We start from the raw sequence: 22972 nt of genomic DNA, 5'->3' as shown, positions 1-22972 counted from the left end.
TGGTTTTCCGGGCGCCCCTGAGATTTTCTTTTGAGACAGGAGACTCAGCTCGGGCAAGAAAAAAGCCCGGCGTAGAAGCCGGGCTTTGATTTGATGCGCTGCTTTTAATCTGCAGTCAGAAGCGGGGGTTTGTCGCCAGGGATGCGCGGTTGATCGGGGCCAAAAATGTCCAGATCCAGCTCTCCCTTCTTGACCGAGACGCGAACGACACCGCCCTTGGCCAGCTTGCCAAACAGCAGCTCCTCGGCCAGAGGTTTCTTGATGTGTTCCTGAATGACGCGTCCCAATGGGCGTGCGCCCATCTTGTCGTCATAGCCTTTGTCGGCCAGCCATTCGGCGGCTTTTGGCGTCAGATCGATGGTCACATTGCGGTCCAGTAGCTGTGCTTCAAGCTGCAGCACGAACTTCTCGACCACCTGCAGGATGACCTCTTTCGGCAGCGGCGCGAAGGAAATGACAGCATCCAGACGGTTGCGGAATTCCGGCGTGAACATACGTTCGATCGCGGCGGTATCCTCACCTTCGCGGCGGTCACGGGCAAAGCCGATGGCCGCCTTTGCCTGTTCTTGCGCCCCTGCATTCGAGGTCATGATCAGCACCACGTTGCGGAAGTTCACCGTGCGACCATTGTGGTCGGTCAACTCTCCGTGGTCCATCACTTGCAGCAGGATGTTGAACACGTCCGGGTGGGCTTTTTCGATCTCATCCAGCAGCAGAACGCAATGCGGATGCTGGTCGACACCATCAGTCAGCAAACCGCCTTGGTCGAACCCGACATAGCCCGGAGGCGCACCGATCAGGCGGCTGACCGCGTGTTTCTCCATGTATTCCGACATATCAAAACGCAGCAGTTCCACTCCCAGCGTATCCGCCAGCTGTTTCGCGACTTCGGTCTTTCCCACACCGGTTGGGCCAGCAAACAGATAGTTGCCGATGGGCTTTTCCGGCTCGCGCAGACCGGCGCGCGCCAGTTTGATGGCGCTGGACAGCGCCTCAATCGCCACGTCTTGTCCGAAGACCACCCGTTTGAGCGACTTTTCAAGGTCTTTCAGAACCTCGGCATCGTCCTTGGTGACGTTCTTGGGTGGAATCCGGGCGATCTTGGCAACAACGGCCTCGATCTCTTTGACACCGATGGTCTTGCGGCGCTTGCTTTCAGCAACCAGATGCTGGGCCGCACCGGCTTCGTCAATCACGTCGATCGCCTTGTCGGGCAGCTTGCGGTCATTGATGTAGCGTGCTGACAACTCGACCGCGGTTTTAATCGCGTCGGCTGTATATTTGATCTCGTGATGCTTTTCGAAATAGGGCTTCAGACCGCGCAGGATTTTTACGCTGTCCTCGACCGAAGGTTCGTTCACGTCAATCTTCTGGAACCGGCGGCTGAGCGCGCGATCCTTTTCGAAATGCTGGCGAAACTCTTTGTAGGTGGTCGAACCCATAGTGCGCAGTTTTCCACCCTGAAGGGCCGGTTTCAGCAGGTTCGAGGCATCCATTGCCCCGCCCGAGGTGGCACCGGCACCGATGACGGTGTGGATTTCATCAATGAACAGAACCGCGTCTGGGTGATCCTCAAGCTCGGTCACGACCGCTTTCAGGCGTTCTTCGAAATCACCGCGATAGCGGGTGCCCGCCAGCAATGCACCCATATCCAGCGAATAGATGGTGGTTTCTGACAGCACATCGGGGGCCTCGCCAGAGATGATCTTAAATGCCAGTCCCTCTGCGATTGCGGTTTTGCCAACGCCCGGATCACCGACCAGAAGCGGGTTGTTCTTGCGCCGGCGGCATAGCACCTGAATGCAGCGCTCAACCTCATCAGCGCGTCCGATCAGCGGGTCGATATCGCCTGCTCGCGATTTCGCGTTCAGGTCGATGCAGTATTTCCCCAGCGCGCTTTCTTTTTGCTCGCCATCGGCAGTGCTGGCCGGAGATTCCTCTTCCGCCTGATCCGCGCCTGATACCGAACGGCTTTCGCCGTAAGCCGGGTCCTTGGCCACACCATGGGCGATGAAATTCACCGCATCATACCGGGTCATATCCTGTTCCTGCAGGAAATAGGCTGCGTTGCTTTCGCGTTCGGCAAAGATTGCGACCAGAACATTCGCCCCGGTCACTTCGGTCCGGCCCGAACTTTGAACATGGATCGCAGCGCGCTGGATCACACGTTGGAAAGCGGCTGTCGGTACAGCCTCGGACCCGTCAATATCGGTGACAAGGTTCGATAGGTCTTCGTCGATGAATTCAACCAAAGTGCCGCGCAATTCGTCAAGATCGACGCTGCAGGCTTTCATCACGCGGATCGCATCGGGCTCTTCCAACAATGCCAGAAGCAGATGCTCCAGCGTTGCGAATTCATGTCGCCGTTCATTCGCAGCCGCCAGGGCCGCGTGGATGGCTTGTTCTAGTGTGCTCGAGAATGAAGGCACGCGGGTGCTCCTCTGTCTTGGGTCAGAAGGGGGCGGGCTGAAGGCCGGATCCCCATCCCAACCATGTCCTCATACTATTAGAGTTTGGTTGATCAGAGCCCGGCTTCAAGGGTTTTCTTGCTCTTGACAGTCACATTTGTTGTGACCGTGGCTGTGAAGTAGGTGAAATAGGTATCAAAACCGATCTTTTCTAGCCCTGATTTCAGCAAAAATTTTGGCTGGTTCGGCGCCTGCCATACCCAGATGCGCCTGAATCGCTGGGTCAGCAGCGCGCAGGAAGGGGTTAGTGGCCTTTTCCAACGCCAGAGTGGAGGGAACCGTAGGCTGTTGGGCGGCTCGGGTGCAGTCAATTTCTGCGACGCGTTTCTGCAGCGCAGAATTTCCTGGATCGACGGTGAGAGCGAATTTGGCGTTGGACTGCGTGTATTCGTGCCCTGAACAAACCAGCGTGTCATCCGGCAAGGCGCTCAGTTTACACAGCGATTCCCACATCTGCGGTGCGGTGCCTTCAAACAGGCGTCCACAACCCATTGCCATCAGGCTGTCGGCGGTAAAGACCACCGCGCTTTGCGGCATGTGAAAGGCGATATGACCAAGAGTATGTCCCGAAACGTCCAGAACAAGGACGGGTTCCCCGCCGATTTCAAAACTGTCGCCGTCATTGACCTGTTGATCCAAGGGTGGCAGGCGATGTGCGTCGGCTGCAGCGCCGATCACCGTCGCCGGGTGCTGTTCCAAAATGGCCGGCAACCCGTCTACGTGGTCGAAATGGTGATGCGTGAGCAACACATGAGACAAGCCCCAGCCACGTCGTTCCAGTTCTGACAGAATCGGATCGCTTTCGGGCGCGTCGATTAATGCGGTGTTGCCGCTAACCGCGTCATGCGCCAGAAATGCGTAGTTATCGCTGAGACATGGGATGGTGACGATCTCAAGAGGCATGGCCTTTTGCCCTTTCGTTGCTAGACTGCGCTCAGCTAATCCGATTGGCCAGGTGTCCGCAATGCATCTTGATGTGCAGGATCTTAGGAATTTCTACTACCGCAGCACTCTTGGTCGTGCAGCGCAGGCGGCCATTCGTGGGCGAATGATTGATCTGTGGCCCGAGGCCAAAGGTCAAACCGTCGTAGGGTTTGGCTTTGCCGTGCCGTTGTTGCGGCCCTACCTGAAAGATGCGCGCCGCGTCATCGGGCTGATGCCCGGGCCGCAGGGGGTGATGCCCTGGCCTGCGGGAATGCCCAACGTATCTGTTTTGACGGAAGAGACCTTGTGGCCGATTGAAACGGGCCATGTGGACAAGCTGGTGGTGATGCATGGACTTGAAACGTCACAACGTCCCGCCGAATTGCTGGCGGAATGCTGGCGTGTGCTTGGTCCCGGTGGACGGGCGCTTTTTATCGTACCGAACCGTGCGGGGCTGTGGTCACGGACCGATCGAACGCCATTTGGATTCGGGCGCCCTTATTCTGCCTCGCAGTTGGAAAGCCAGCTAAGGGCGCATCACTTTATGACGGATAACTATTGTTCCGCCTTGTATTTGCCTCCGTCCTTCCGTCGGTTCTGGTTGAAATCCGGCAGCCTGATAGAGAAAACTGGCCAGCGATTGCCGACGATCATGGCAGGCGGCGTTCTGATGGTTGAGGCGACAAAGCAAATCAGACCGCCCAGCGGAACCGTCACCAAAGCGACAGGGCGCCGTCAGATCAAGGCGCTGGATGGCCTGCTCAAGCCAGCCTAGCGCAACGCCGGTACTAGCTTCCATCATAAGGCCGAAACACGCGAAAATGGCTGCAGGAATCGCAAAACCTTGCGGTTTGGTAACATTTTTCACCCTCATCAGCCGTATAAAAGGGTCGCACCCAAGCTAAGTATCTGAAATAGAACGCTTTGTGGATAAGGTGCCCATGGTGATAATATGTTGCTAGCTGGGTTTACCTCTGCTACATCCCCGTTGATTTTGATCCCCGGCCTTATGGACGGGGTTTCTTCACGCCCCCGGGTAGCTGCCGCAACGCGAATTCGGGGCCCAAAATATCGGAAGGGTGGACGTGTCCGAACCAGCTTCGATTTCCACAGGCATCGCCGAGCGCTATGCCACAGCGATTTTTGAGATCGCTAAAGAGAATAAAGACCTCGCAGGTCTGGAAACCGGAATCAACGATCTGGCAGCAGCATTGGGCGACAGTGCCGATCTGCGCGACCTGATCGCCTCGCCTCTGGTTTCGCGCGCTGAACAAGAAGGCGCGATTACAGCGATTGCCGACAAGATGGGTCTGAACGCCATCCTGCGCAACACGCTGGGTCTGATGGCGCAGAAACGCCGTCTGTTCGTTGTGCCGCAACTGGTGCAGGTTCTGCGCGACATGCTGGCCGAAGAGCGTGGCGAAGTGACCGCCGATGTCGCCTCGGCCAAGGCGCTGACTAAGACACAGATGGATAAACTGTCCAAAACGCTGTCCGAGCGTGTGGGCAAGACAGTGACAATAAATGCGACCGTTGATGAAAGCCTCATCGGCGGTCTTGTCGTTAAAGTGGGCTCGAAGATGATCGACAGCTCGATCCGCTCCAAGCTCAACTCCCTACAGAATGCAATGAAAGAGGTCGGATAAATGGGAATCCAAGCTGCAGAGATTTCTGCAATCCTGAAGGACCAGATCAAGAATTTTGGTCAGGAAGCCGAAGTGGCCGAAATCGGTCGCGTGCTGAGCGTCGGTGACGGGATTGCCCGTGTATACGGCCTGGACAATGTGCAAGCCGGTGAGATGGTCGAATTCCCCGGTGGCATCATGGGCATGGCGCTGAACCTGGAAAGCGACAACGTCGGTGTTGTTATCTTTGGTTCTGACCGTGACATCAAAGAAGGTGACACTGTTAAGCGCACCAACTCGATCGTGGACGTGCCAATCGGCAACGGTCTGCTGGGTCGTGTTGTTGACGGCCTGGGCAACCCGCTGGACGGCAAGGGCCCGATCGAATCCACCGAGCGCGGCGTTGCAGACGTCAAAGCGCCGGGCATCATCCCGCGTAAATCGGTTCACGAGCCGATGGCAACCGGCCTGAAATCGGTCGATGCGATGATCCCGATTGGCCGTGGCCAGCGAGAGTTGATCATTGGTGACCGTCAGACCGGTAAAACTGCCGTTGCTCTGGACGCGATCCTGAACCAGAAAGTGTACAACGAAGCAGCGGGCGACGATGAGTCCAAGAAGCTGTACTGCGTTTATGTGGCCATCGGCCAAAAGCGTTCGACCGTTGCTCAGCTGGTGAAGAAACTGGAAGAATCCGGTGCGATTGAATATTCGATCGTTGTGGCCGCAACGGCGTCCGACCCGGCGCCGATGCAGTTCCTGGCACCCTATGCCGCGACCGCGATGGCTGAATTCTTCCGCGACAACGGCCGCCACGCGCTGATCATCTATGATGACCTGTCGAAACAGGCCGTGTCCTATCGTCAGATGTCGCTGCTGCTGCGCCGTCCGCCCGGACGTGAAGCCTATCCTGGCGACGTTTTCTACCTCCACTCCCGCCTGCTGGAGCGTTCGGCGAAGCTGAACGAAGACTTCGGCGCGGGCTCGTTGACGGCTCTGCCGGTTATCGAAACCCAGGGTGGCGACGTTTCGGCGTTTATTCCGACCAACGTGATCTCGATTACCGACGGCCAGATCTTCCTTGAAACCGAGCTGTTCTATCAGGGTATCCGTCCTGCTGTGAACACCGGTCTGTCGGTTTCGCGTGTAGGCTCCTCGGCTCAAACCAACTCGATGAAGTCGGTTGCCGGCCCGGTTAAGCTGGAGCTGGCTCAGTACCGCGAAATGGCTGCCTTTGCGCAGTTTGGTTCCGACCTTGACGCCGCGACCCAGCAGCTGCTGAACCGTGGTGCGCGTCTGACCGAGCTGATGAAACAGCCGCAGTACTCGCCGCTGACCAACGCTGAAATCGTCTGCGTCATCTTCGCCGGCACCAACGGTTACCTCGACAAGATCGACGTATCCGACGTTGGCCGCTATGAAGCTGGCCTGCTGGCGCACCTGCGTGGCAAGCACGCGGATCTGCTTCAGTGGATCACGGACGAAGATCCCAAGATCAAGGGTGATGCTTCCGACAAGATCAAGGCTGCGCTGGACGAATACGCCGCAACCTTCGCTTAAGGGAGAGGCGGGCACATGCCAAATCTTAAGGAACTAAAAAACAGGATCGAGTCGGTCAAATCGACCCGCAAGATCACCAAGGCCATGCAGATGGTCGCGGCAGCTAAACTGCGCCGCGCCCAGGAATCTGCCGAAGCCTCGCGCCCCTATGCCGCACGGTTCAATGCCGTGATGGCGGGGCTGGCGGCATCGGTCGGGGGCAGCGACAGCGCCCCCAAGCTGCTCCGGGGTACGGGCAGTGATGATGTCCATCTGCTGGTTGTCATGACAGCTGAACGCGGCCTGTGTGGCGGCTTTAATTCGAACATCGCCAAGCTGGCCCGCGCCAAAGCATATGAGCTGAAGGCCAAGGGCAAAACGGTCAAGATACTGACCGTCGGCAAGAAAGGTCGCGACGCAATCAAGCGCGACTATGGCGATCTGTTCGTTGGACATGTCGACCTGAGCGAGGTCAAGCGGCTGGGTTACACCAACGCGCAGGACATTGCGAAGGACGTTCTGTCCCGTTTCGACGCGGGTGAGTTTGACGTTGCCACGATCTTCTACTCGAAGTTCGTCAACGTCGTAAGCCAGATCCCGACGGCACAGCAGATCATCCCTGCCTCTTTCGAGGATGTCGAAGGGGACGACAGCGGCGCGGTCTTTGATTATGAGCCCAGCGAAGAGGCCATCCTGGCCGATCTGCTGCCCAAGGCGGTTGCGACTGCGATCTTCTCGGGACTGCTCGAAAACGGGGCCTCGGAACAGGGTGCACGGATGTCCGCGATGGACAACGCGACACGCAACGCGGGTGAGATGATCGACAAGCTGACGATCCAGTTCAACCGTTCGCGTCAAGCCGTGATCACCAACGAGCTGATTGAAATTATTTCCGGCGCCGAAGCGCTGTAGAGACAAACCGGAGACGAAACATGGCGAATGCAAAAGGCAAAGTCACACAGATCATCGGGGCCGTTGTTGACGTGCACTTCGAAGATGAACTGCCTGAAATTTTGAACGCGCTGGACACCACCAACAACGGCAAGAAGCTGGTTTTGGAAGTGGCTCAGCACCTGGGCGAAAACACAGTCCGCACCATCGCGATGGACGCGACAGAAGGTCTTGTACGTGGTGCCGAAGTCACGGACACCGGCGCACCGATTGCGGTTCCAGTCGGCAACGCGACCCTGGGCCGTATCCTGAACGTTGTGGGCGAGCCCATCGACGAAAAAGGCCCCGTGGAAACCACCGAAACGCGCTCCATCCACCAGGACGCGCCGGATTTCGCGGATCAGGCCACTGAATCCGAAGTTCTGGTGACCGGCATCAAGGTTGTTGACCTGCTGGCCCCTTACGCCAAAGGCGGTAAGATCGGCCTGTTCGGCGGCGCCGGTGTTGGCAAAACCGTTCTGATCATGGAATTGATCAACAACATCGCCAAAGTGCACTCAGGCGTGTCCGTGTTCGCCGGTGTTGGTGAGCGGACCCGTGAAGGCAACGACCTGTATCACGAGATGATTGAATCCGGCGTTATCGTTCCCGACAAGCTGGAAGACTCGAAAATCGCGCTGGTTTACGGCCAGATGAACGAGCCTCCGGGTGCCCGTATGCGGATCGCTCTGTCGGGTCTGACCCTGGCGGAACAGTTCCGTGATGCAACCGGTGCCGACGTTCTGTTCTTTGTCGACAACATCTTCCGCTTTACGCAGGCGGGTTCCGAGGTTTCGGCTCTGCTGGGTCGTATTCCTTCGGCGGTGGGCTATCAGCCGACACTGGCGACCGACATGGGCGCGATGCAGGAACGCATCACCTCGACCAAGTCCGGCTCGATCACGTCGGTTCAGGCCGTCTATGTTCCTGCGGATGACTTGACCGACCCTGCGCCGGCCACATCGTTTGCACACCTGGACGCGACAACCGTTCTGAACCGTGCGATCTCGGAAAAGGGTATCTACCCTGCCGTTGACCCGCTCGACTCGACCTCGCGTCTTCTCGACCCGGCCATCGTCGGTGAAGAGCATTATACCGTTGCGACTGACGTTCAGCAGATCCTCCAGCGCTATAAGTCGCTGCAGGACATCATCGCGATCCTCGGCATGGACGAACTGTCGGAAGAAGACAAACTGACCGTGGCCCGTGCCCGTAAGATTGAACGCTTCCTGTCGCAGCCGTTTGACGTGGCCGAAGTCTTCACTGGCTCGCCTGGTGTTCAGGTTCCTCTGGATGTCACCATCGCGTCGTTCAAGGCCGTTGTGGCCGGCGAATACGATCACCTGCCCGAGGCAGCCTTCCTGATGGTTGGCGGCATCGATGAAGTGATCGCCAAAGCGGAAAAGATGGCCGCAGAAGCCGCCTAAGGAGCACACCTGATGGCAAACACGATGCACTTTGACCTCGTCAGCCCCGAGCGGAGCCTTGCTTCGCTCGCGGTGACTGCGGTCCAGCTTCCCGGCGCGGACGGGGACATGACGGCGATGCCCGATCATGCCCCCACCATCACCACGTTGCGCCCCGGCCTGCTAAAGGTCGAGGCACCCGAAGGGTCCAGCGAATACCTGGTCACCGGCGGGTTTGCCCAGATCAATGGCGACAGCATGTCGGTTCTGGCCGAAAAGGCCATTCCGGTCTCTGAAGTGACCCGCGCGCATCTGGACGATCTGATCGCCGAGGCACGTGCGTCGCATGACGCGGCCAAAGGCGGCGACGATCAATCAGTCGTCGACGATGCGGCCAAGCTGCTGGCCGATATGGAAGCTCTTGGGACACATATGAGCCTGTAAGTTTCAGGACATGTAGATTTAGAAACGGCCCTGCCTGTGCGGGGCCGTTTTTTTTTGTGGTGATTTTGGATGAAGGGCGGTCTAAGGTTCCGTAATTCTTTATAAAAGACGACAAAATGCAGACTTTTAGTACCCATCCGATTGGTATCGACCAAGGCGAAGTTGTGCTGTTCTCCGACTTCGCAGATGGCGGTGATATGTGGACAGGCGAGGGGCCGCGCGAACGACGCTCGGACATTGAATTCAGCCAGCCATACCGTTCCGCGCCTGTTGTACAGATCAGCGTGTCACTGTGGGATGTTGATACATCTTCGGCATTGCGTGCCGAGGTCAAGGCCGAGGACATCACGCCCGTGGGATTTTCTGCGGTGTTCCGTACCTGGTCGGATACCCGCATCGCGCGCATCCGAATATCTTGGACAGCGTTCGGCGAGGTGCCGCATGAGGATGACTGGGATATTCTGTGAAGCCAGCCTTGGGTTTAGGACTCGTCCGATGCCTCTATCATGGCGACCCGGTGTGCATGCCGTCCGCCTTCGAATTCGGCTGACAGGAACGCATCCACTATATCCAGCGCCTGACCCTCACCCACGACTCGGGCGCCGACAGACAGCATGTTGGCGTCGTTATGCTGGCGGATCATGCGTGCGGAAAAGGCATCCGAGCAGACACCGCAGCGAATGCCGGGGACCTTGTTGGCCGCCATCATGATACCTTGACCCGTTCCACACAGAACGATGCCAAGCTGACAATCCCCGGAAGCCACTGCTTGGGCGGCGGCTTTGCCATGAACAGGGTAATGGGTGCTCTCAGGTGTCTTGGGGCCGATATCGACGACGTCCCATCCCTGGGCCGCAATATGAGAGGCAACCGCCTGGCGTAATTCGATAGCTGCGTGGTCGCTGGATAGAACAATGCGTTTTGAGGCTGTCACGGTAAACTCCGACCTGTATTGCAGAAAGAAAAGAGGCGGCCCTTGGGCCGCCGCGTTCGATCAATCCCTATGATACATCGACTCGTAGATCGGCGTCAGGGTCTTATCCTCGAACAGTGACGATACACTGGTGCCGTTCCAGATATTCAGGATCGCCTGCGTAAAGATCGGGGCTGTGGGCACGATGCGGATGTTCTTGGCCTTGGTAATTTCTTCTGTCGGCTGGATCGTGTCGGTCAGCACCAGAGATTTCATCACCGAATTGGTCACGCGTTCGACCGCAGGGCCGCTCATGACGCCGTGTGTGATGTAGGAATGAACTTCTTTCGCACCGTTATCCAGCAGCACCTGCGCCGCTTTGCACAGGGTGCCGGCGGTGTCGCACATGTCGTCCACGATCAGGCAGATCTTGTCTCTGACATCGCCGATCACGGTCATCTCGGCGACTTCGCCAGCCTTTTCGCGGCGCTTGTCCACGATCGACAGCGGGGCGTTGATCCGTTTGGCCAGCTCGCGCGCGCGGGCCACGCCGCCCACATCGGGGGATACGACCATGATCTCATCAAGGCTGTCCTTGAACTGGTGCTTCACATCCAGCGCAAAGATTGGCGAGGCGTAGAGGTTGTCGACGGGCATGTCGAAGAACCCCTGAATCTGCGCTGCATGCAGATCCATGGTCAGGATACGCTCGATCCCGGCGCCGGTCAGCATGTTCGCCACCAGCTTGGCACTGATCGGAGTGCGGGCCTTGGTGCGGCGGTCCTGACGGGCATAGCCGAAATAGGGGATCACTGCGGTAATCCGTTGCGCGGATGAGCGGCGCAGCGCGTCAGCGATGATCAGCAGCTCCATCAGATTGTCATTCGCCGGGTTCGAAGTTGGCTGAACGATGAACATATCCTCGCCGCGCACGTTCTCGAACACTTCGACAAAGATTTCACCGTCGTTGAACCGTTCGACCCGGGCATCGACCAGACCCTGATCGACGCCGCGATACAGGCTCATTCGGCGTGCAATGGATTCGGCAAGCGGAAGATTAGCGTTCCCAGCGATTAACTTGGGTTCGTGAAGTGTCGGCATCGGCTGAGGTCCCCGGGCAGCAATGGCAAATGTGACAGATTCGTGATGTTGACACCGCTTAGCATGGCCTTACCGTCCAGCAAAGATAACGCTGCGGAGAAAGTGAACATGGCCCAAATTGACTACTATTTTGCGACACTCTCGCCATACACCTACCTGGCCGGACTGCGTCTGGAAGAGATCGCGGCCAAACATGACGCCAGGATCAACTACAAACCGCTGGATATCATCGCCCTGTTCGGACGCACGGGAGGTGTTCCGCCCAAGGACCGCCATATCTCGCGCATCGAATACCGGACGCAAGAAATGCAGCGACAGTCAAAAAAGCTGGGTATGGCGTTCAACCTGCAACCGGCCCATTGGCCCACCAATGCGGCGCCGTCTTCCTATGCCATTATCGCGGCCATTCAGGACGGGTCGGGGAATGTGGGGCAGCTGGTGCATTCCTTTGTGCGCGCCTGCTGGGCCGAGGAAAAGGACATCGCGCAGGACGACGTGATCCGCGCTTGCCTGGCTGACGCTGGGTTTTCCCCGGATCTGGCCGTTAGCGGCTTGCTGCTCGGGGCTGAGACCTATACCGCCAATCTGGAAGAGGCCGTGGAACGCGGAGTATTTGGCGCCCCGTTCTACATTACAGAAGACGATCAGCGGTTCTGGGGGCAGGACAGGTTGGACGACCTGGACAGGCATCTGGCCGATCTGAGGGGATAGGACACTATAATGGCTGTTGCGCAGAACCTGCATGTCACGCGGCTGGGGCAGGGCAATCGCCCTGTGCTGGCCCTGCATTGTACCATTGCTCATTCCGGGGTCTGGGCTGGTCTTGTGGCAGCGATGCAAGGGCAGGCAAGTTTTGTCGCTCCGGACATGCTCTCCCATGGGCGCAGCCCGGATTGGGATGGTCAGGGGGACCTGTATGATCGGCTGACCGAAGCCACGCTTGAACATCTGACCGAGCCGATGGACGTGATCGGGCATTCCTTTGGCGCGGCCTTAGCCTTGCGGCTGGCGGTCGAGCACCCAACATTGGTTCGCAGTGTCGTCCTGATAGAACCGGTGTATTTTGCCGTGGCACAGCAGGAGGCCCCGGACCTTGTGGCGGAATATGCGCATGTTGCCCAACCCTGTATGGACGCGCTTGCATCAGGCGACGAACCTCTGGCGGCAAGGCTGTTCAACCGGTTGTGGGCCGGAGATAGGGGACCGCGTTGGTCAGACATGCCCGAAACTGCACGGGCGGGGATGGTGCGTGGAATTCATCTGGTATCCGAGGTCGAAAACGAACTGATAATGGATTCCAAAGGTTTGCTACGGCCCGAGCGGATCGCACACGCCAATATGCCGGTATTGCTGCTGCATGGGGCGCTCACCCACCCAGTGATGGTCGCGATAAACTCTGGATTGAAATCCCGTCTTCCAATGGCCGAAAGCGCCGTGATCGAAGGGGCAGGGCATATGGCTCCGATCTCCCACCCGACAGAGACCGGCACTCTGATCGAGGCTTTTTGGAACAGACTGCCTGCCACTGCCAGAAGCTTCGGGCGCGTCGTTACAAGAGCGCGATGAACCGATCAATTTGCGCAGGCTCGATGGACCAGTCACAAACCAGCCGACAGGCTAGAATTTCGCTGTCATCTGCCCCGTCCAGTTCTGCCCCCCACAGGTGGTAAACAGCACCTGCGGCATGCAGTTGCTTGTGTTGGGCGCGTGAAAACTGGGCAAAAATCATATTCGCCTGCGGCGCGTGCAGGAAAGAGGCACCTTTGGACTGCAATCCCTCGGTCAGACGGGCGCAGTTGTTATTGGCCTGACGGGCCAGTGTCAGCCACAGATCATCCTGCAGATACGCCGCCATTTGGGCGGACAGATAGCGGTGCTTGGAGAACAGGTGCGCCCCGCGCTTGCGGCGCAATTCGAATTCCCAGGCTTTGCTTTCATCAAAGAAGACAACGGCTTCGACGCCCATCAGCCCGTTTTTGGTCCCGCCAAAACTGACCGCATCCACGCCTGCTTTCCACGTCATCTCGGCGGGTGAGCAGTTCAACGCAACAAGGGCGTTGGAAAAACGCGCACCGTCCAAATGGACTGGCAGCCCATACTCTTTGGCCACAGCGCAGAGCGCCTGCAATTCTGACAGGGTGTAAACAGACCCTCGTTCGGTCACCTGCGTAATGGATACAGGTCCGCGCTGCGGTCCATGCACGCCGCGTGTTTCTTCGGCCAGAATCGAGCCGCGCAGCGCGTCCGGCGCCATCTTGTCCGCGCCCGGAACCAGCGTCAGCTTGGCGCCGCTGTAAAACTCGGGCGCGTTGCACTCATCCTCGTGGATATGGGCCACAGGTGAGCAGAACACCGTCTCCCACGGCTGCGCCAGCGTCGCCAGCGCCAGCGAATTCGCGGCCGTCCCGGTGGCCACCAGATACACGGCGGCGCCAGGTGCCTCGAACACCCCGCGAATGCGATCCCGGACCTCATTCATCAGGGTGTCGGTTCCATAGGCCATCTGATAGCCCTGATTGGCAGCATTCAGCGCTTCCATGACCGCCGGGTGAACCGGCCCCGAATTGTCAGAGGCAAAGTACATTAGCTGGGCTCCTCGATGATATGATCTTCCCACTCCTCCAGCGGAGTTTCGAATTCCGATACCGTGCGCCCCTGAACCGAGACTCCGGCGGCATGAACGCTGTCCGGTGTGCCAGAAATCAAGGGGTGCCAGTCGTGTAGGGGTTTGCCCTCCCACAACAGGCGATAGGCACAGGTCTGTGGCAGCCAATAGGCGTGATCGTTGATGTTGCCCGGCGTCATCACGATACATTCCGGCACAAATTGGTGGCGGATATCGTATTGGGTGCAGCGGCAACTTTCGTCATCCAGCAGACGGCAGGCGACGCAGGTCAGGGCAACCTCGCCGGTGTCTTCATCTTCCAGTTTGTTCAGACAACATTTGCCGCAGCCATCGCACAAAGCTTCCCATTCGGCTTGGTTCATGCGGGTTAGCGGTTTTCGTTCCCAGAACCTGGGGGGCAGGCCGGTGCGGTCGATCGGATCCGTTGTCATCGGTCCGCCAGCAGGCCGCGGGCCTTGTCGCAATCGGCATCCATCTGCGCGATCAGGCCGTCCAGACCGTCAAAGGTCATCTCGGGGCGCAGGTATTCTACCAGACCCACCGACAGGGTCGCGCCATAAAGGTCACCCGAGAAGTCGAACAGGAAGGTTTCGATATTGGGGACCTCACCATTGAACATCGGTCGCGTCCCAACCGAGGCTGCGCCCTGATAGCTGCCCAGATTAGGTCCATCCAGAACATCGACCAGAACGGCATAGACGCCGAATCTTGGCGGATGCAGCCCCTCAATGGACATGTTTGCGGTGGGAAATCCCAGTTCACGGCCCCGTTGTTCTCCTCCGATCACCTCGCCTTCGATCCGGTGCCAGTGACCCAGCATGGTAGCGGCATCCTGCGGGCGGCCCTCGGTCAGTGCAGTACGGATCGCAGTGGATGAAACGACATTTTCGGACCGCTCCATCAACGGAGCGATGGTGACACCGAACCCCATCTCTTGCCCAAAGAGCACCAAGTCATCAGCGGTGCCGCTGCGGCCTTTGCCGAAACAGAAATCGGCACCGACGACGACATGCGACAGGCCGAGCCCGTCGCAGATCACGTTGCGGGCGAATTCCCTGGGCGTCAGGCCAGCCAATGCGGCGTTGAACGGCAGCTCATACAGCTTTTCGACCCCCAGTTTTGCTAACCGGTGCGCGCGGGCATTGCCGCGCATCAGGCGAAAGGGCGGGGTGTCCGGGGCGAAATATTCTCTGGGATGCGGCTCGAATGTCAGTACGCCCAAAGGTGCACTCGGCGCGGCGCTGAGGGCCAGTTCAATCACAGATTGGTGGCCGATATGAACGCCGTCGAAATTCCCGATCGCCACGCTGGCGCCGCGATCTTGGGGTTCGATGAATTGGAGGTCACGAATGATGCGCATAGCGACTGCCTAGCGGGACAGGCGCGCTTGTTCAAGGGTCTGAGACCCCCGGAAACGCTCAGTCGAATTTGCGCGACGGGGCCAGCACCATGGCTTCGCCGACCAGCACCTTCTTGCCATCCACTGCGCAGTGACAATCGAGCTTGACCCGACGCTTGGCAAAATCAATGTCGATCACCTTGACCTCGGCATAGACCATGTCACCCGGGCGAACAGGAGCGAGAAACTTCAGCGATTGCCCCATGTAAACTGTGCCGTGGCCCGGCAACTGCTCGCCGATCACGGCCGAGATCAGACCCGCGGTCAGCATCCCATGCGCGATGCGCCCCTCGAAGATCGTGTCGCGGGCGTAATCGTCGTCCAGATGTACGGGGTTTCTGTCGGTCGACACCTGAGCAAACATTTCGATATCCTCGTCCGTCACCACTTTGCGAAGGTGACGGGACATGCCCATCTCGATGTCTTCAATACAGATCGTGCCGCGTGGAAGATTATCCAACATGTTGCCCTCACTCGAATTCATCGGGCAACAAAAAAATCAAAGTTACCCCCGTTGGGAAACTTTATTACTTTGCAACTGCAGAAAATCAAGCCTTTTTTGACTACCTAAGGCGGCCGATCGTATAGGTCGGATTTATCTTTTCCTTTTGAATATAATCAGTTAGGGATTCATGATGCGGATGTGCCTCGGTTTTTGTCTCGGCCGCGGCTAGCCCGCCCGAGATGAAAAGAGAATCAATGCCTTCCCCCATTCCCCCCAGAATGTCGGTGTGCGGACCGTCTCCGATGACAAGAATGTCCCCATCGGGGAAGTCGTGGCCAAGTTCCTGCAACCTGCGGCGGGCAAGATCATAGATCGGCGGATGAGGCTTTCCGAAATATAGGCTTTCGCCACCCATTTCCGTATAAAGCCTGGCTAATGCACCAGCGCACCACTCCCGAACCTCGCCGCGGTCCACCACAATATCGGGATTGGCACAAAGCAGCTTCAGCCCCTTTTGTTTGGCGTACAGGAAATCAGCGCGGTTCACAGACGGATCGGCCATAGGATCGAAGGGGCCGCAACAAGCAATGCCCTCTGCCTCGGCCAGCGGCACGCGCTCGATATGAATCGGGTGGTCCAACAACTTCAGCGGTTCAAAGAATCCCGCGTCCCGCTGCCATTCGCCCATGAAATAGACCTTTTCGCCCACTGCGCCACGGAACATGGCCGACCGGGCCGAATCTCCGCTGGTTGCAATCGTGTCATAGGCGTCGTCTGGGACATTGAATTGCGCCAGCTGGGTAGCGACGCCAGCACGCGGCTTGGGTGAGTTTGTCACCAGGACAACAATGCCGCCTTGCGCGCGATAGGCCTGCAGGGCCGCAACCGCTTCGGGGTAAGCGGTGATGCCATTGTGAACACAGCCCCAAAGATCGACGAATAGGGCTTTATACCGGCTGGAAACCTCGGGCAATGCGTGGATGATCTGCGTCATGATGGGCCCCCATTGATCTGGAAAGAGTGTCGTTTGAGCCTAAGACAGTGCGTGTGGTGTTTGGCCGGTAAGGGCAATGCCTAGCAAAAAAGGCGCCCGATCAAGGCGCCTTTGGTGATTTTGGGATCAGACCTTGAGGTTCGGAATGATCTGTTTCTTACGGCTCATGATCCCGGGCAGAACGACCGCGTCGCCATCAACCGAAGCGCCAAAGCTTTTCTCGGCCACGGCTTTGACCAGATCGTTGGGAACCAGCAGGGTGGCTTCTTCGTTCAGAATATCGACCACGAACAGCAATACCTGATCGACACCGTCCTCTTTTGCTACGTCGGCCATCGACGCCGCAAGGCTGTCTTTGCGGTCCAGCACGACACCCGGTGCTGTGGTTTCCAGAACCGAAACGCGGAATTTGGTGCCGTCGACTTCGTATTCCTTGCTGTCCATCCGGATCAGATCGGCGTCCGAGAATGAGGACACATCTGATTTGGCCGCGAACATTTCTGCAGCATAGGCCGAGACGTCCAGACCCAGATCCGCGGCCAGTTTTTCGGCCACAGCGCGGTCATGCGCGGTTGTGGTGGGCGAGCGGAATTCCAACGTGTCCGACAGGATGCAGGTCAGCGCCGCGCCTTTGATGGCATCGGGCATTTTGGCGGCATCGACGCCGATCATGTCGACCATGATAGTGGCGGTGCAGGCCAGCGGCCGCACGGTGATGTCGATCGGGCCTTTGGTTTCCAGACCGCCGACCAGTTTGTGGTGGTCGATAATGGCGCGGATATCGGCGCCGTTGATACTGGCGGGCAGCTCGGCGGGGTTGTTCGTGTCGACAATAACAACCGGCGCGTCAGCCTCTACGTCTGTGATGATGCGCGGCTTGGGCAGGTCCCAGTGCTGCAGCATAAAGGCTGCTTCAGTGTTGGGTTCACCCAGCAGGACAGGCTCGGCCTGTTCGCCTTTGATTTCGTTCATGTACCACGACCACAGGATCGGCGAACCGGTGGAATCAGTGTCGGGGGATTTATGTCCAAATACGAGGGTTGTCATTTCAGCGTCCTGAGGAGAGTAGATTTGGGCGCCTTATAGGGTGGTCTGGCACACTTGTCACCCGCCCCTGCGTAAACTGCGACGAAGGGTAAGGCCGGGCCTAGAAAGCGGCACGTTTCAGCGTGTATCCAGCCTGTTCCAACTGGTTCAACAGACCATGGTCATCGCCCAAATGTCCGGCGCCCACAGCAATGACCACCGTTTGGTCCTGAATGGCCAAAATGTGCTGCATCCAGTTGTTGTTGCGCCCGACTAGAAGTTGCTGTTCGAAACTGGACCACTCTTCGTCGAAGACCTCTTGTGACAGACCGGATGTTTCAAGCCCTTGTAGTCTGGCAAATTGGATGATCTCTGCGTGCTTTTCTTCTAGATAGGCATTGACCATAGTCGCCAGCTGATCCTCGCTGCTTTCAAAGGCACTGGCCATGCGGATCAGTGATTGCACCTGCTTTTCGATCGGGTGCTGGTCAAACATCGCCATCAGATCGTCAATCTGCTCTAACGAGTACTGGGGGATGTCATGGGCTTCGGCCATGTCGGTCAGGCGCGCGTCCATTCCATAGCTGGCTTCCGGATTCTCGGTCATGCATGGGGGGACACCCAGCATCATGCTCAGAAACCAGGGGCGCATTTTTGCAGCCATCCAACTGGGGATGCCACGCTCTGCCAGGCCGCTGGACAGGGCGGCCCAGTCCTCTTCCGGCATCAGCTCAATCAGGGTGGGACCTGAGGTGATCAGAACAGGGCTGAGGTCTTTGGCCAGTTCCTGTTCAAATGCAGTCATTTCGTCCTGGGTCACTTCGAAATAGAACGCATCCGCCTGGCTGAGTGTCGGTTCCAGCCTTTCTGTGACGGCGTCCATACGCAGGTCGTTTGTGTGCAGCGTTCCTATCAGATGCAGAACTGTATCGCCTTTTGTCGCGATCCAGTGATTGCCTTCCGGGTACGGGAAGTCGGCCAAAGCCTGCTGCAAATCAGCTTGCGCCTCTGGACTTAGGTCAGACCTCAGGTCGCGCCCCTCGCAGGCCGCTTGGGCCGAGAAAGGTACCAGCAGACAAGCCAAAAAGATCAAAAAACGCATCGTACCATCCTGGTTGGATCAATCCCTATATGGGGTGCGACCTTGCCGGGGCCAAGGCCGGTGTTCAACCTGCCTGGATGGACACTGACCTGATCTGTGTCTGGCATTCCACAGTAATTCGAATAGCATGAGCCACATGGACCGCGAGCAGGATCTCTACCCCCCAATCAAGGCGCTGTTAGAGCGTCAGGGCTATACCGTCAAAGGCGAGGTCGGTGCGGTCGATGTCATGGCTGTTCGTGAGGGTGAAGAGCCTGTGATTGTAGAGTTGAAGTTGCGTTTCTCATTGGCGCTGTTTCACCAGGCAATCACCCGACTGAAGGTTACTGAAAATGTCTATATCTGTGTTCTCAAGCCCCGCGGACGCACGGCCAGGCGGGCGTTGAAGGACAACACGGCGCTATGTCGAAGGTTGGGCCTTGGCCTGATAACTGTTCGGGCGGATGGCGTTGTCGAGGTGCATTGTGATCCTGGGCCCTACGCCCCGCGAAAAGACAAGGCCAAAACAGCGCGGCTGCTGCGCGAGTTTGACAGGCTTGAAGGTGATCCGAACGCAGGCGGCGCCACACGCCACGGCCTCGTCACCGCCTATCGTCAGGATGCTTTGCGCTGTGCGGCGCATCTTGCAGAATGTGGTGCCACAAAAGGGGCAGATGTTGCTAAGGCAACCGGTGTTTCGATTGCGACCCGGCTGATGCGCGAAAACCATTATGGCTGGTTCGACAAAATTGAAAAAGGCGTCTACGCCTTGTCGGAATCCGGACAAGAGGGTCTGAAGCACTGGGCCTATAGCTGGGATCAGCCTGACTGAGTCCCAAGGATAAAAAATTCTTCACGCTTGTTGACTCAGGGATTTCGACCCCCTAGCTATACGCCGTTATCACTCGCAAGGGTCGAGTGCTAACGCCTCGCCGCAAGGTGAGGGGAGGATAAATAAACTTTGAGCCCAAGGAGCTGCAAAGATGGCATTGAAACCGCTTCATGACCGCGTGTTGGTTCGCCGTACCGAAAGCGATGAGAAAACCGCTGGTGGTCTGATCATTCCCGACAGCGCGAAAGAAAAGCCCAGCGAAGGCGAAGTTGTTGCGACCGGCGAAGGCGCACGCAAGGACAGCGGCGAGCTGATCGCAATGGCTGTAAAAGCTGGCGACAAGATCCTGTTCGGCAAATGGTCGGGCACCGAGGTCCAAGTCAACGGCGAAGAGCTGCTGATGATGAAAGAAAGCGACATCATGGGGATCATCGAGTAAGCCCACGCGCTTCCTCTGATCTTCATCCCAATACATTTTCTCAAGGAGAAACGACATGGCTGCTAAGGACGTCAAGTTCGACACCGATGCCCGTAACCGCATGCTGGCAGGTGTGAACATCCTGGCCGACGCTGTCAAAGTGACCCTGGGCCCCAAAGGCCGCAACGTGGTTCTGGACAAATCTTTCGGCGCGCCGCGCATCACCAAAGACGGTGTTTCGGTTGCCAAGGAAATCGAACTGGAAGACAAGTTCGAAAACATGGGCGCGCAGATGGTGAAAGAAGTCGCCAGCCGCACCAATGACGAAGCCGGCGACGGCACCACCACCGCAACCGTTCTGGCTCAGTCCATCGTCAAAGAAGGTCTGAAGCAGGTTGCAGCGGGCCTGAACCCGATGGACCTGAAGCGCGGCATCGATCTGGCAACTGCCAAGGTTGTTGAAGGCATCAAGAACGCCTCGCGTGAAGTCAAGGACTCGGCTGAAGTTGCTCAGGTTGGCACCATTTCTTCCAACGGTGAAACCGAGATCGGCCAGCAAATCGCAGACGCGATGCAGAAGGTCGGCAACGAAGGTGTTATCACCGTCGAAGAAAACAAAGGCTTGGAAACCCAGACCGATGTTGTCGAAGGCATGCAGTTCGACCGCGGCTACCTGTCGCCTTATTTTGTCACCAACGCTGACAAGATGGTTGCAGACCTCGAAGACTGCATGATCCTGTTGCACGAAAAGAAACTGTCCTCGCTTCAGCCGATGGTTCCGCTGCTCGAGCAGGTGATCCAGTCGCAAAAGCCGCTGCTGATCATTGCAGAAGACGTTGAAGGCGAAGCGCTGGCAACTCTGGTTGTTAACAAACTGCGCGGCGGCCTGAAAATTGCTGCTGTCAAAGCACCGGGCTTCGGCGATCGCCGTAAGGCCATGCTGCAGGACATCGCAATCCTGACCGGCGGTCAGGTCATCAGCGAAGATCTGGGCATGAAGCTTGAGTCCGTGACCATGGACATGCTGGGCACTGCCAAGAAAATCGAAATCACCAAAGACGAAACCACCATCGTCGACGGTGCTGGCGAAAAAGCCGAGATCGAAGCACGTGTTGCTCAGATCCGCACCCAGATCGAAGAAACCTCGTCGGACTACGACCGTGAAAAGCTGCAAGAACGCGTTGCCAAACTGGCAGGCGGTGTTGCTGTTATCCGCGTCGGCGGCATGACCGAAGTTGAAGTGAAAGAGCGTAAGGACCGTGTGGACGATGCTCTGAACGCGACCCGCGCTGCTGTTCAAGAAGGCGTTGTTGTGGGCGGTGGTGTTGCTCTGGTTCAGGCCGGTAAAGCACTGGACACCCTGCAAGGCGCAAACGCCGATCAGGACGCGGGCATCAACATTGTTCGTAAAGCCATCGAATCTCCGCTGCGTCAGATTGCTGAAAACGCAGGCGTTGACGGTGCGGTTGTTGCTGGCAAAGTTCGCGAAAGCGATGATGTGGCATTTGGCTTCAACGCGCAGACTGAAGAATATGGTGACATGTTCGCATTCGGCGTGATTGACCCGGCCAAAGTTGTCCGTACCGCATTGGAAGATGCAGCGTCGGTTGCTGGCTTGCTGATCACTACCGAAGCAATGGTTGCTGACAAGCCGCAGAAAGATGCACCTGCTGGCGGCGGCATGCCCGACATGGGCGGCATGGGCGGCATGATGTAAAACGTCGAATTCGCTTTGGCGAATTCTGACGGCCCCACAGGCGCTTGGCAGCATAGCCAAACCGCCCAGAGGGGAGCTGCAGAGCTAAGGAACGGGGTCGCCTTCGGGCGGCCCCGTTTCGTTTTGACACGCCGTTTTTGACTGAAACTGTGGCTCAAACTGTTCCGAGGTCGACGGTCTAACCGGTCCCTTCAGGAAAGTGAGTACCCAAACCGGTGTGAAACCGATATCGGGTTGATATGCGACTGTTCCTTCTGACCGCCCTCACCATGTGCGCCTTTGCAGCGAACTCTATTCTGAACCGGATGGCCGTTGAAGGCGGCGATAGCGACCCGGCCGGGTTTGCGGTTATGCGCGTTCTGGCAGGGGCGCTGATGCTGGCGGTGCTGGTTTTGATACGTGGCGGCAGCCTGCCGTTGCGCAGCTCTCGCCGGTTCATTGGCGCTGGCGCCTTGTCGCTTTACATGATCGGGTTCTCGATCGCCTATCTTACACTGGATGCTGGGCTGGGCGCCTTGATCCTTTTCGGGGTGGTGCAAATCACGATGTTCGTGGCCACTGCCGTGACTGGAAATTCATCGACACGACAGCAACTTCTGGGAGCGGCGATTGCATTGGGTGGCCTCGCCTATGTGCTTTGGCCGTCGGGCACGGTTCGCGTGGACCCGGTCGGAGCCGCCCTGATGTGCGCTGCCGGGATTGGCTGGGCAGCATATTCTCTGGCGGGACGGTCCGAGCCAAATGCGCTTGCCGGTACGGCGGCGAATTTCGTCATTGCCCTTCCGGTGACGGCCGGAGCTTTGCTGCTGCTCGGCGGAGGTTGGCAGATGACGGGCACCGGTTTGCTACTGTCGGCAATATCTGGGGCGGTCACTTCGGGGCTGGGATATGCGTTGTGGTACCGTGTTTTGCCCCAACTGGCACCGACCGTTGCAGCTGTGGTGCAGTTGAGCGTGCCCGTGATTGCTATTCTGGGCGGTGTCCTCTTGCTGAGCGAAACAGCAGAGGCCCGGCTTTTGATTGGCGCAGCGCTGGTGTTGGGCGGCATTGCGCTGGCGGTGCTGCGACGTCAGCGGGGGTAGGG

General features: G+C 57.9%; 24 protein-coding genes. 13 read left to right on the top strand and 11 right to left on the bottom strand.

The window, feature by feature from the left end; translation table 11 throughout:
- Positions 1-104 precede the first annotated feature (104 nt).
- Together clpA and gloB are read right to left on the bottom strand one after the other, a co-directional pair.
- A complete protein-coding gene (gene clpA / locus AC2FIP_RS07420) occupies positions 105-2429 on the bottom strand; it encodes an ATP-dependent Clp protease ATP-binding subunit ClpA (RefSeq protein WP_496785752.1) in 2325 nt (774 codons plus the stop codon).
- A gap of 174 nt (positions 2430-2603) precedes the next feature.
- Positions 2604-3371 (bottom strand): hydroxyacylglutathione hydrolase, encoded by a 768-nt coding sequence (gloB, locus tag AC2FIP_RS07415; RefSeq protein WP_496785750.1) that lies wholly within the window; start codon positions 3369-3371, stop codon positions 2604-2606.
- Positions 3372-3432: 61 nt separating this feature from the next.
- Here gloB and AC2FIP_RS07410 point away from each other — a divergent pair, with 61 nt between their 5' ends.
- The 7 genes from AC2FIP_RS07410 (at position 3433) to AC2FIP_RS07380 (ending at position 9803) form a co-directional block, all read left to right on the top strand.
- Positions 3433-4167 carry a class I SAM-dependent methyltransferase gene (locus AC2FIP_RS07410; RefSeq protein ID WP_142636487.1) on the top strand — a complete coding sequence of 245 codons (735 nt, stop codon included), beginning with the start codon at positions 3433-3435 and terminating at the stop codon, positions 4165-4167.
- A gap of 310 nt (positions 4168-4477) precedes the next feature.
- Positions 4478-5038: a F0F1 ATP synthase subunit delta gene (locus AC2FIP_RS07405; protein WP_142636489.1), complete on the top strand. Its 561-nt coding sequence runs from the start codon at positions 4478-4480 to the stop codon at positions 5036-5038.
- A complete protein-coding gene (atpA, locus tag AC2FIP_RS07400; RefSeq protein WP_496785748.1) occupies positions 5039-6577 on the top strand; it encodes a F0F1 ATP synthase subunit alpha in 1539 nt (512 codons plus the stop codon).
- Positions 6578-6592: 15 nt separating this feature from the next.
- Positions 6593-7468 carry a F0F1 ATP synthase subunit gamma gene (locus tag AC2FIP_RS07395; RefSeq protein ID WP_496785746.1) on the top strand — a complete coding sequence of 292 codons (876 nt, stop codon included), beginning with the start codon at positions 6593-6595 and terminating at the stop codon, positions 7466-7468.
- A gap of 20 nt (positions 7469-7488) precedes the next feature.
- Complete coding sequence (gene atpD, locus AC2FIP_RS07390; RefSeq protein ID WP_282021532.1) at positions 7489-8913, top strand: F0F1 ATP synthase subunit beta; 1425 nt, start codon at positions 7489-7491, stop codon at positions 8911-8913.
- A 12-nt stretch (positions 8914-8925) separates the two neighbouring features.
- Positions 8926-9336 (top strand): F0F1 ATP synthase subunit epsilon, encoded by a 411-nt coding sequence (locus AC2FIP_RS07385; RefSeq protein WP_142636498.1) that lies wholly within the window; start codon positions 8926-8928, stop codon positions 9334-9336.
- Positions 9337-9452: 116 nt separating this feature from the next.
- Positions 9453-9803, top strand: a complete 351-nt coding sequence (locus AC2FIP_RS07380; RefSeq protein WP_281994982.1) for an H-type lectin domain-containing protein — start codon at positions 9453-9455, stop codon at positions 9801-9803.
- A 14-nt stretch (positions 9804-9817) separates the two neighbouring features.
- On the opposite strand, the gene rpiB is transcribed toward AC2FIP_RS07380, so the two are convergent.
- Positions 9818-10270: a ribose 5-phosphate isomerase B gene (gene rpiB / locus AC2FIP_RS07375; RefSeq protein ID WP_142636502.1), complete on the bottom strand. Its 453-nt coding sequence runs from the start codon at positions 10268-10270 to the stop codon at positions 9818-9820.
- Positions 10271-10330: 60 nt separating this feature from the next.
- Positions 10331-11350 carry a ribose-phosphate pyrophosphokinase gene (locus tag AC2FIP_RS07370; RefSeq protein WP_142636504.1) on the bottom strand — a complete coding sequence of 340 codons (1020 nt, stop codon included), beginning with the start codon at positions 11348-11350 and terminating at the stop codon, positions 10331-10333.
- Between the two features lie 108 nt (positions 11351-11458).
- Between AC2FIP_RS07370 and AC2FIP_RS07365 the strand changes: the two genes are divergently transcribed.
- A complete protein-coding gene (locus tag AC2FIP_RS07365; RefSeq protein WP_496785744.1) occupies positions 11459-12061 on the top strand; it encodes a 2-hydroxychromene-2-carboxylate isomerase in 603 nt (200 codons plus the stop codon).
- 9 nt (positions 12062-12070) lie between these two features.
- The gene (locus tag AC2FIP_RS07360; protein ID WP_496785742.1) at positions 12071-12916 is read left to right on the top strand and encodes an alpha/beta fold hydrolase; all 846 of its coding nucleotides are present in this window, start codon (positions 12071-12073) and stop codon (positions 12914-12916) included.
- Here AC2FIP_RS07360 and AC2FIP_RS07355 read toward each other — a convergent pair.
- The 7 genes from AC2FIP_RS07355 to AC2FIP_RS07325 form a co-directional block, all read right to left on the bottom strand.
- Entirely contained in the window at positions 12900-13934 is a 1035-nt protein-coding gene (locus tag AC2FIP_RS07355; protein WP_496750302.1) for a threonine aldolase family protein, read from the bottom strand. The genes AC2FIP_RS07360 and AC2FIP_RS07355 overlap by 17 nt on opposite strands.
- Positions 13934-14407, bottom strand: a complete 474-nt coding sequence (locus AC2FIP_RS07350; protein WP_496785740.1) for a YcgN family cysteine cluster protein — start codon at positions 14405-14407, stop codon at positions 13934-13936. Before AC2FIP_RS07350 ends, AC2FIP_RS07355 begins: the two co-directional genes overlap by 1 nt.
- Positions 14404-15336 (bottom strand): bifunctional riboflavin kinase/FAD synthetase, encoded by a 933-nt coding sequence (locus AC2FIP_RS07345; RefSeq protein WP_496785738.1) that lies wholly within the window; start codon positions 15334-15336, stop codon positions 14404-14406. The genes AC2FIP_RS07350 and AC2FIP_RS07345 overlap by 4 nt, the downstream gene beginning before the upstream one ends.
- A gap of 58 nt (positions 15337-15394) precedes the next feature.
- Positions 15395-15838, bottom strand: a complete 444-nt coding sequence (locus AC2FIP_RS07340; protein WP_074736482.1) for a MaoC family dehydratase — start codon at positions 15836-15838, stop codon at positions 15395-15397.
- Positions 15839-15938: 100 nt separating this feature from the next.
- Entirely contained in the window at positions 15939-16814 is an 876-nt protein-coding gene (locus AC2FIP_RS07335; RefSeq protein WP_496785736.1) for an HAD family hydrolase, read from the bottom strand.
- Between the two features lie 126 nt (positions 16815-16940).
- Positions 16941-17861: a manganese-dependent inorganic pyrophosphatase gene (locus tag AC2FIP_RS07330; RefSeq protein WP_496701896.1), complete on the bottom strand. Its 921-nt coding sequence runs from the start codon at positions 17859-17861 to the stop codon at positions 16941-16943.
- Between the two features lie 100 nt (positions 17862-17961).
- Positions 17962-18942, bottom strand: a complete 981-nt coding sequence (locus tag AC2FIP_RS07325) for a TraB/GumN family protein (protein WP_496691018.1) — start codon at positions 18940-18942, stop codon at positions 17962-17964.
- A 136-nt stretch (positions 18943-19078) separates the two neighbouring features.
- On the opposite strand from AC2FIP_RS07325, the gene AC2FIP_RS07320 reads away from it, so the two are divergent.
- The 4 genes from AC2FIP_RS07320 (at position 19079) to AC2FIP_RS07305 (ending at position 22970) form a co-directional block, all read left to right on the top strand.
- On the top strand, positions 19079-19753 hold the full coding sequence (locus tag AC2FIP_RS07320; protein WP_282021525.1) for a DUF2161 domain-containing phosphodiesterase: 675 nt from the start codon (positions 19079-19081) through the stop codon (positions 19751-19753).
- A gap of 151 nt (positions 19754-19904) precedes the next feature.
- The gene (locus AC2FIP_RS07315; protein WP_120632017.1) at positions 19905-20192 is read left to right on the top strand and encodes a co-chaperone GroES; all 288 of its coding nucleotides are present in this window, start codon (positions 19905-19907) and stop codon (positions 20190-20192) included.
- Between the two features lie 55 nt (positions 20193-20247).
- Positions 20248-21888: a chaperonin GroEL gene (groL, locus tag AC2FIP_RS07310; protein WP_496693887.1), complete on the top strand. Its 1641-nt coding sequence runs from the start codon at positions 20248-20250 to the stop codon at positions 21886-21888.
- Between the two features lie 239 nt (positions 21889-22127).
- Positions 22128-22970 carry a DMT family transporter gene (locus AC2FIP_RS07305; RefSeq protein ID WP_496785734.1) on the top strand — a complete coding sequence of 281 codons (843 nt, stop codon included), beginning with the start codon at positions 22128-22130 and terminating at the stop codon, positions 22968-22970.
- The last annotated feature ends 2 nt before the right edge of the window (positions 22971-22972 follow it).

It is taken from the genome of Ruegeria sp. CDSB114, from assembly GCF_059611025.1.
Note: the sequence above shows the minus strand (reverse complement) of the source record. Positions and strands in the feature narration are given on the sequence as shown.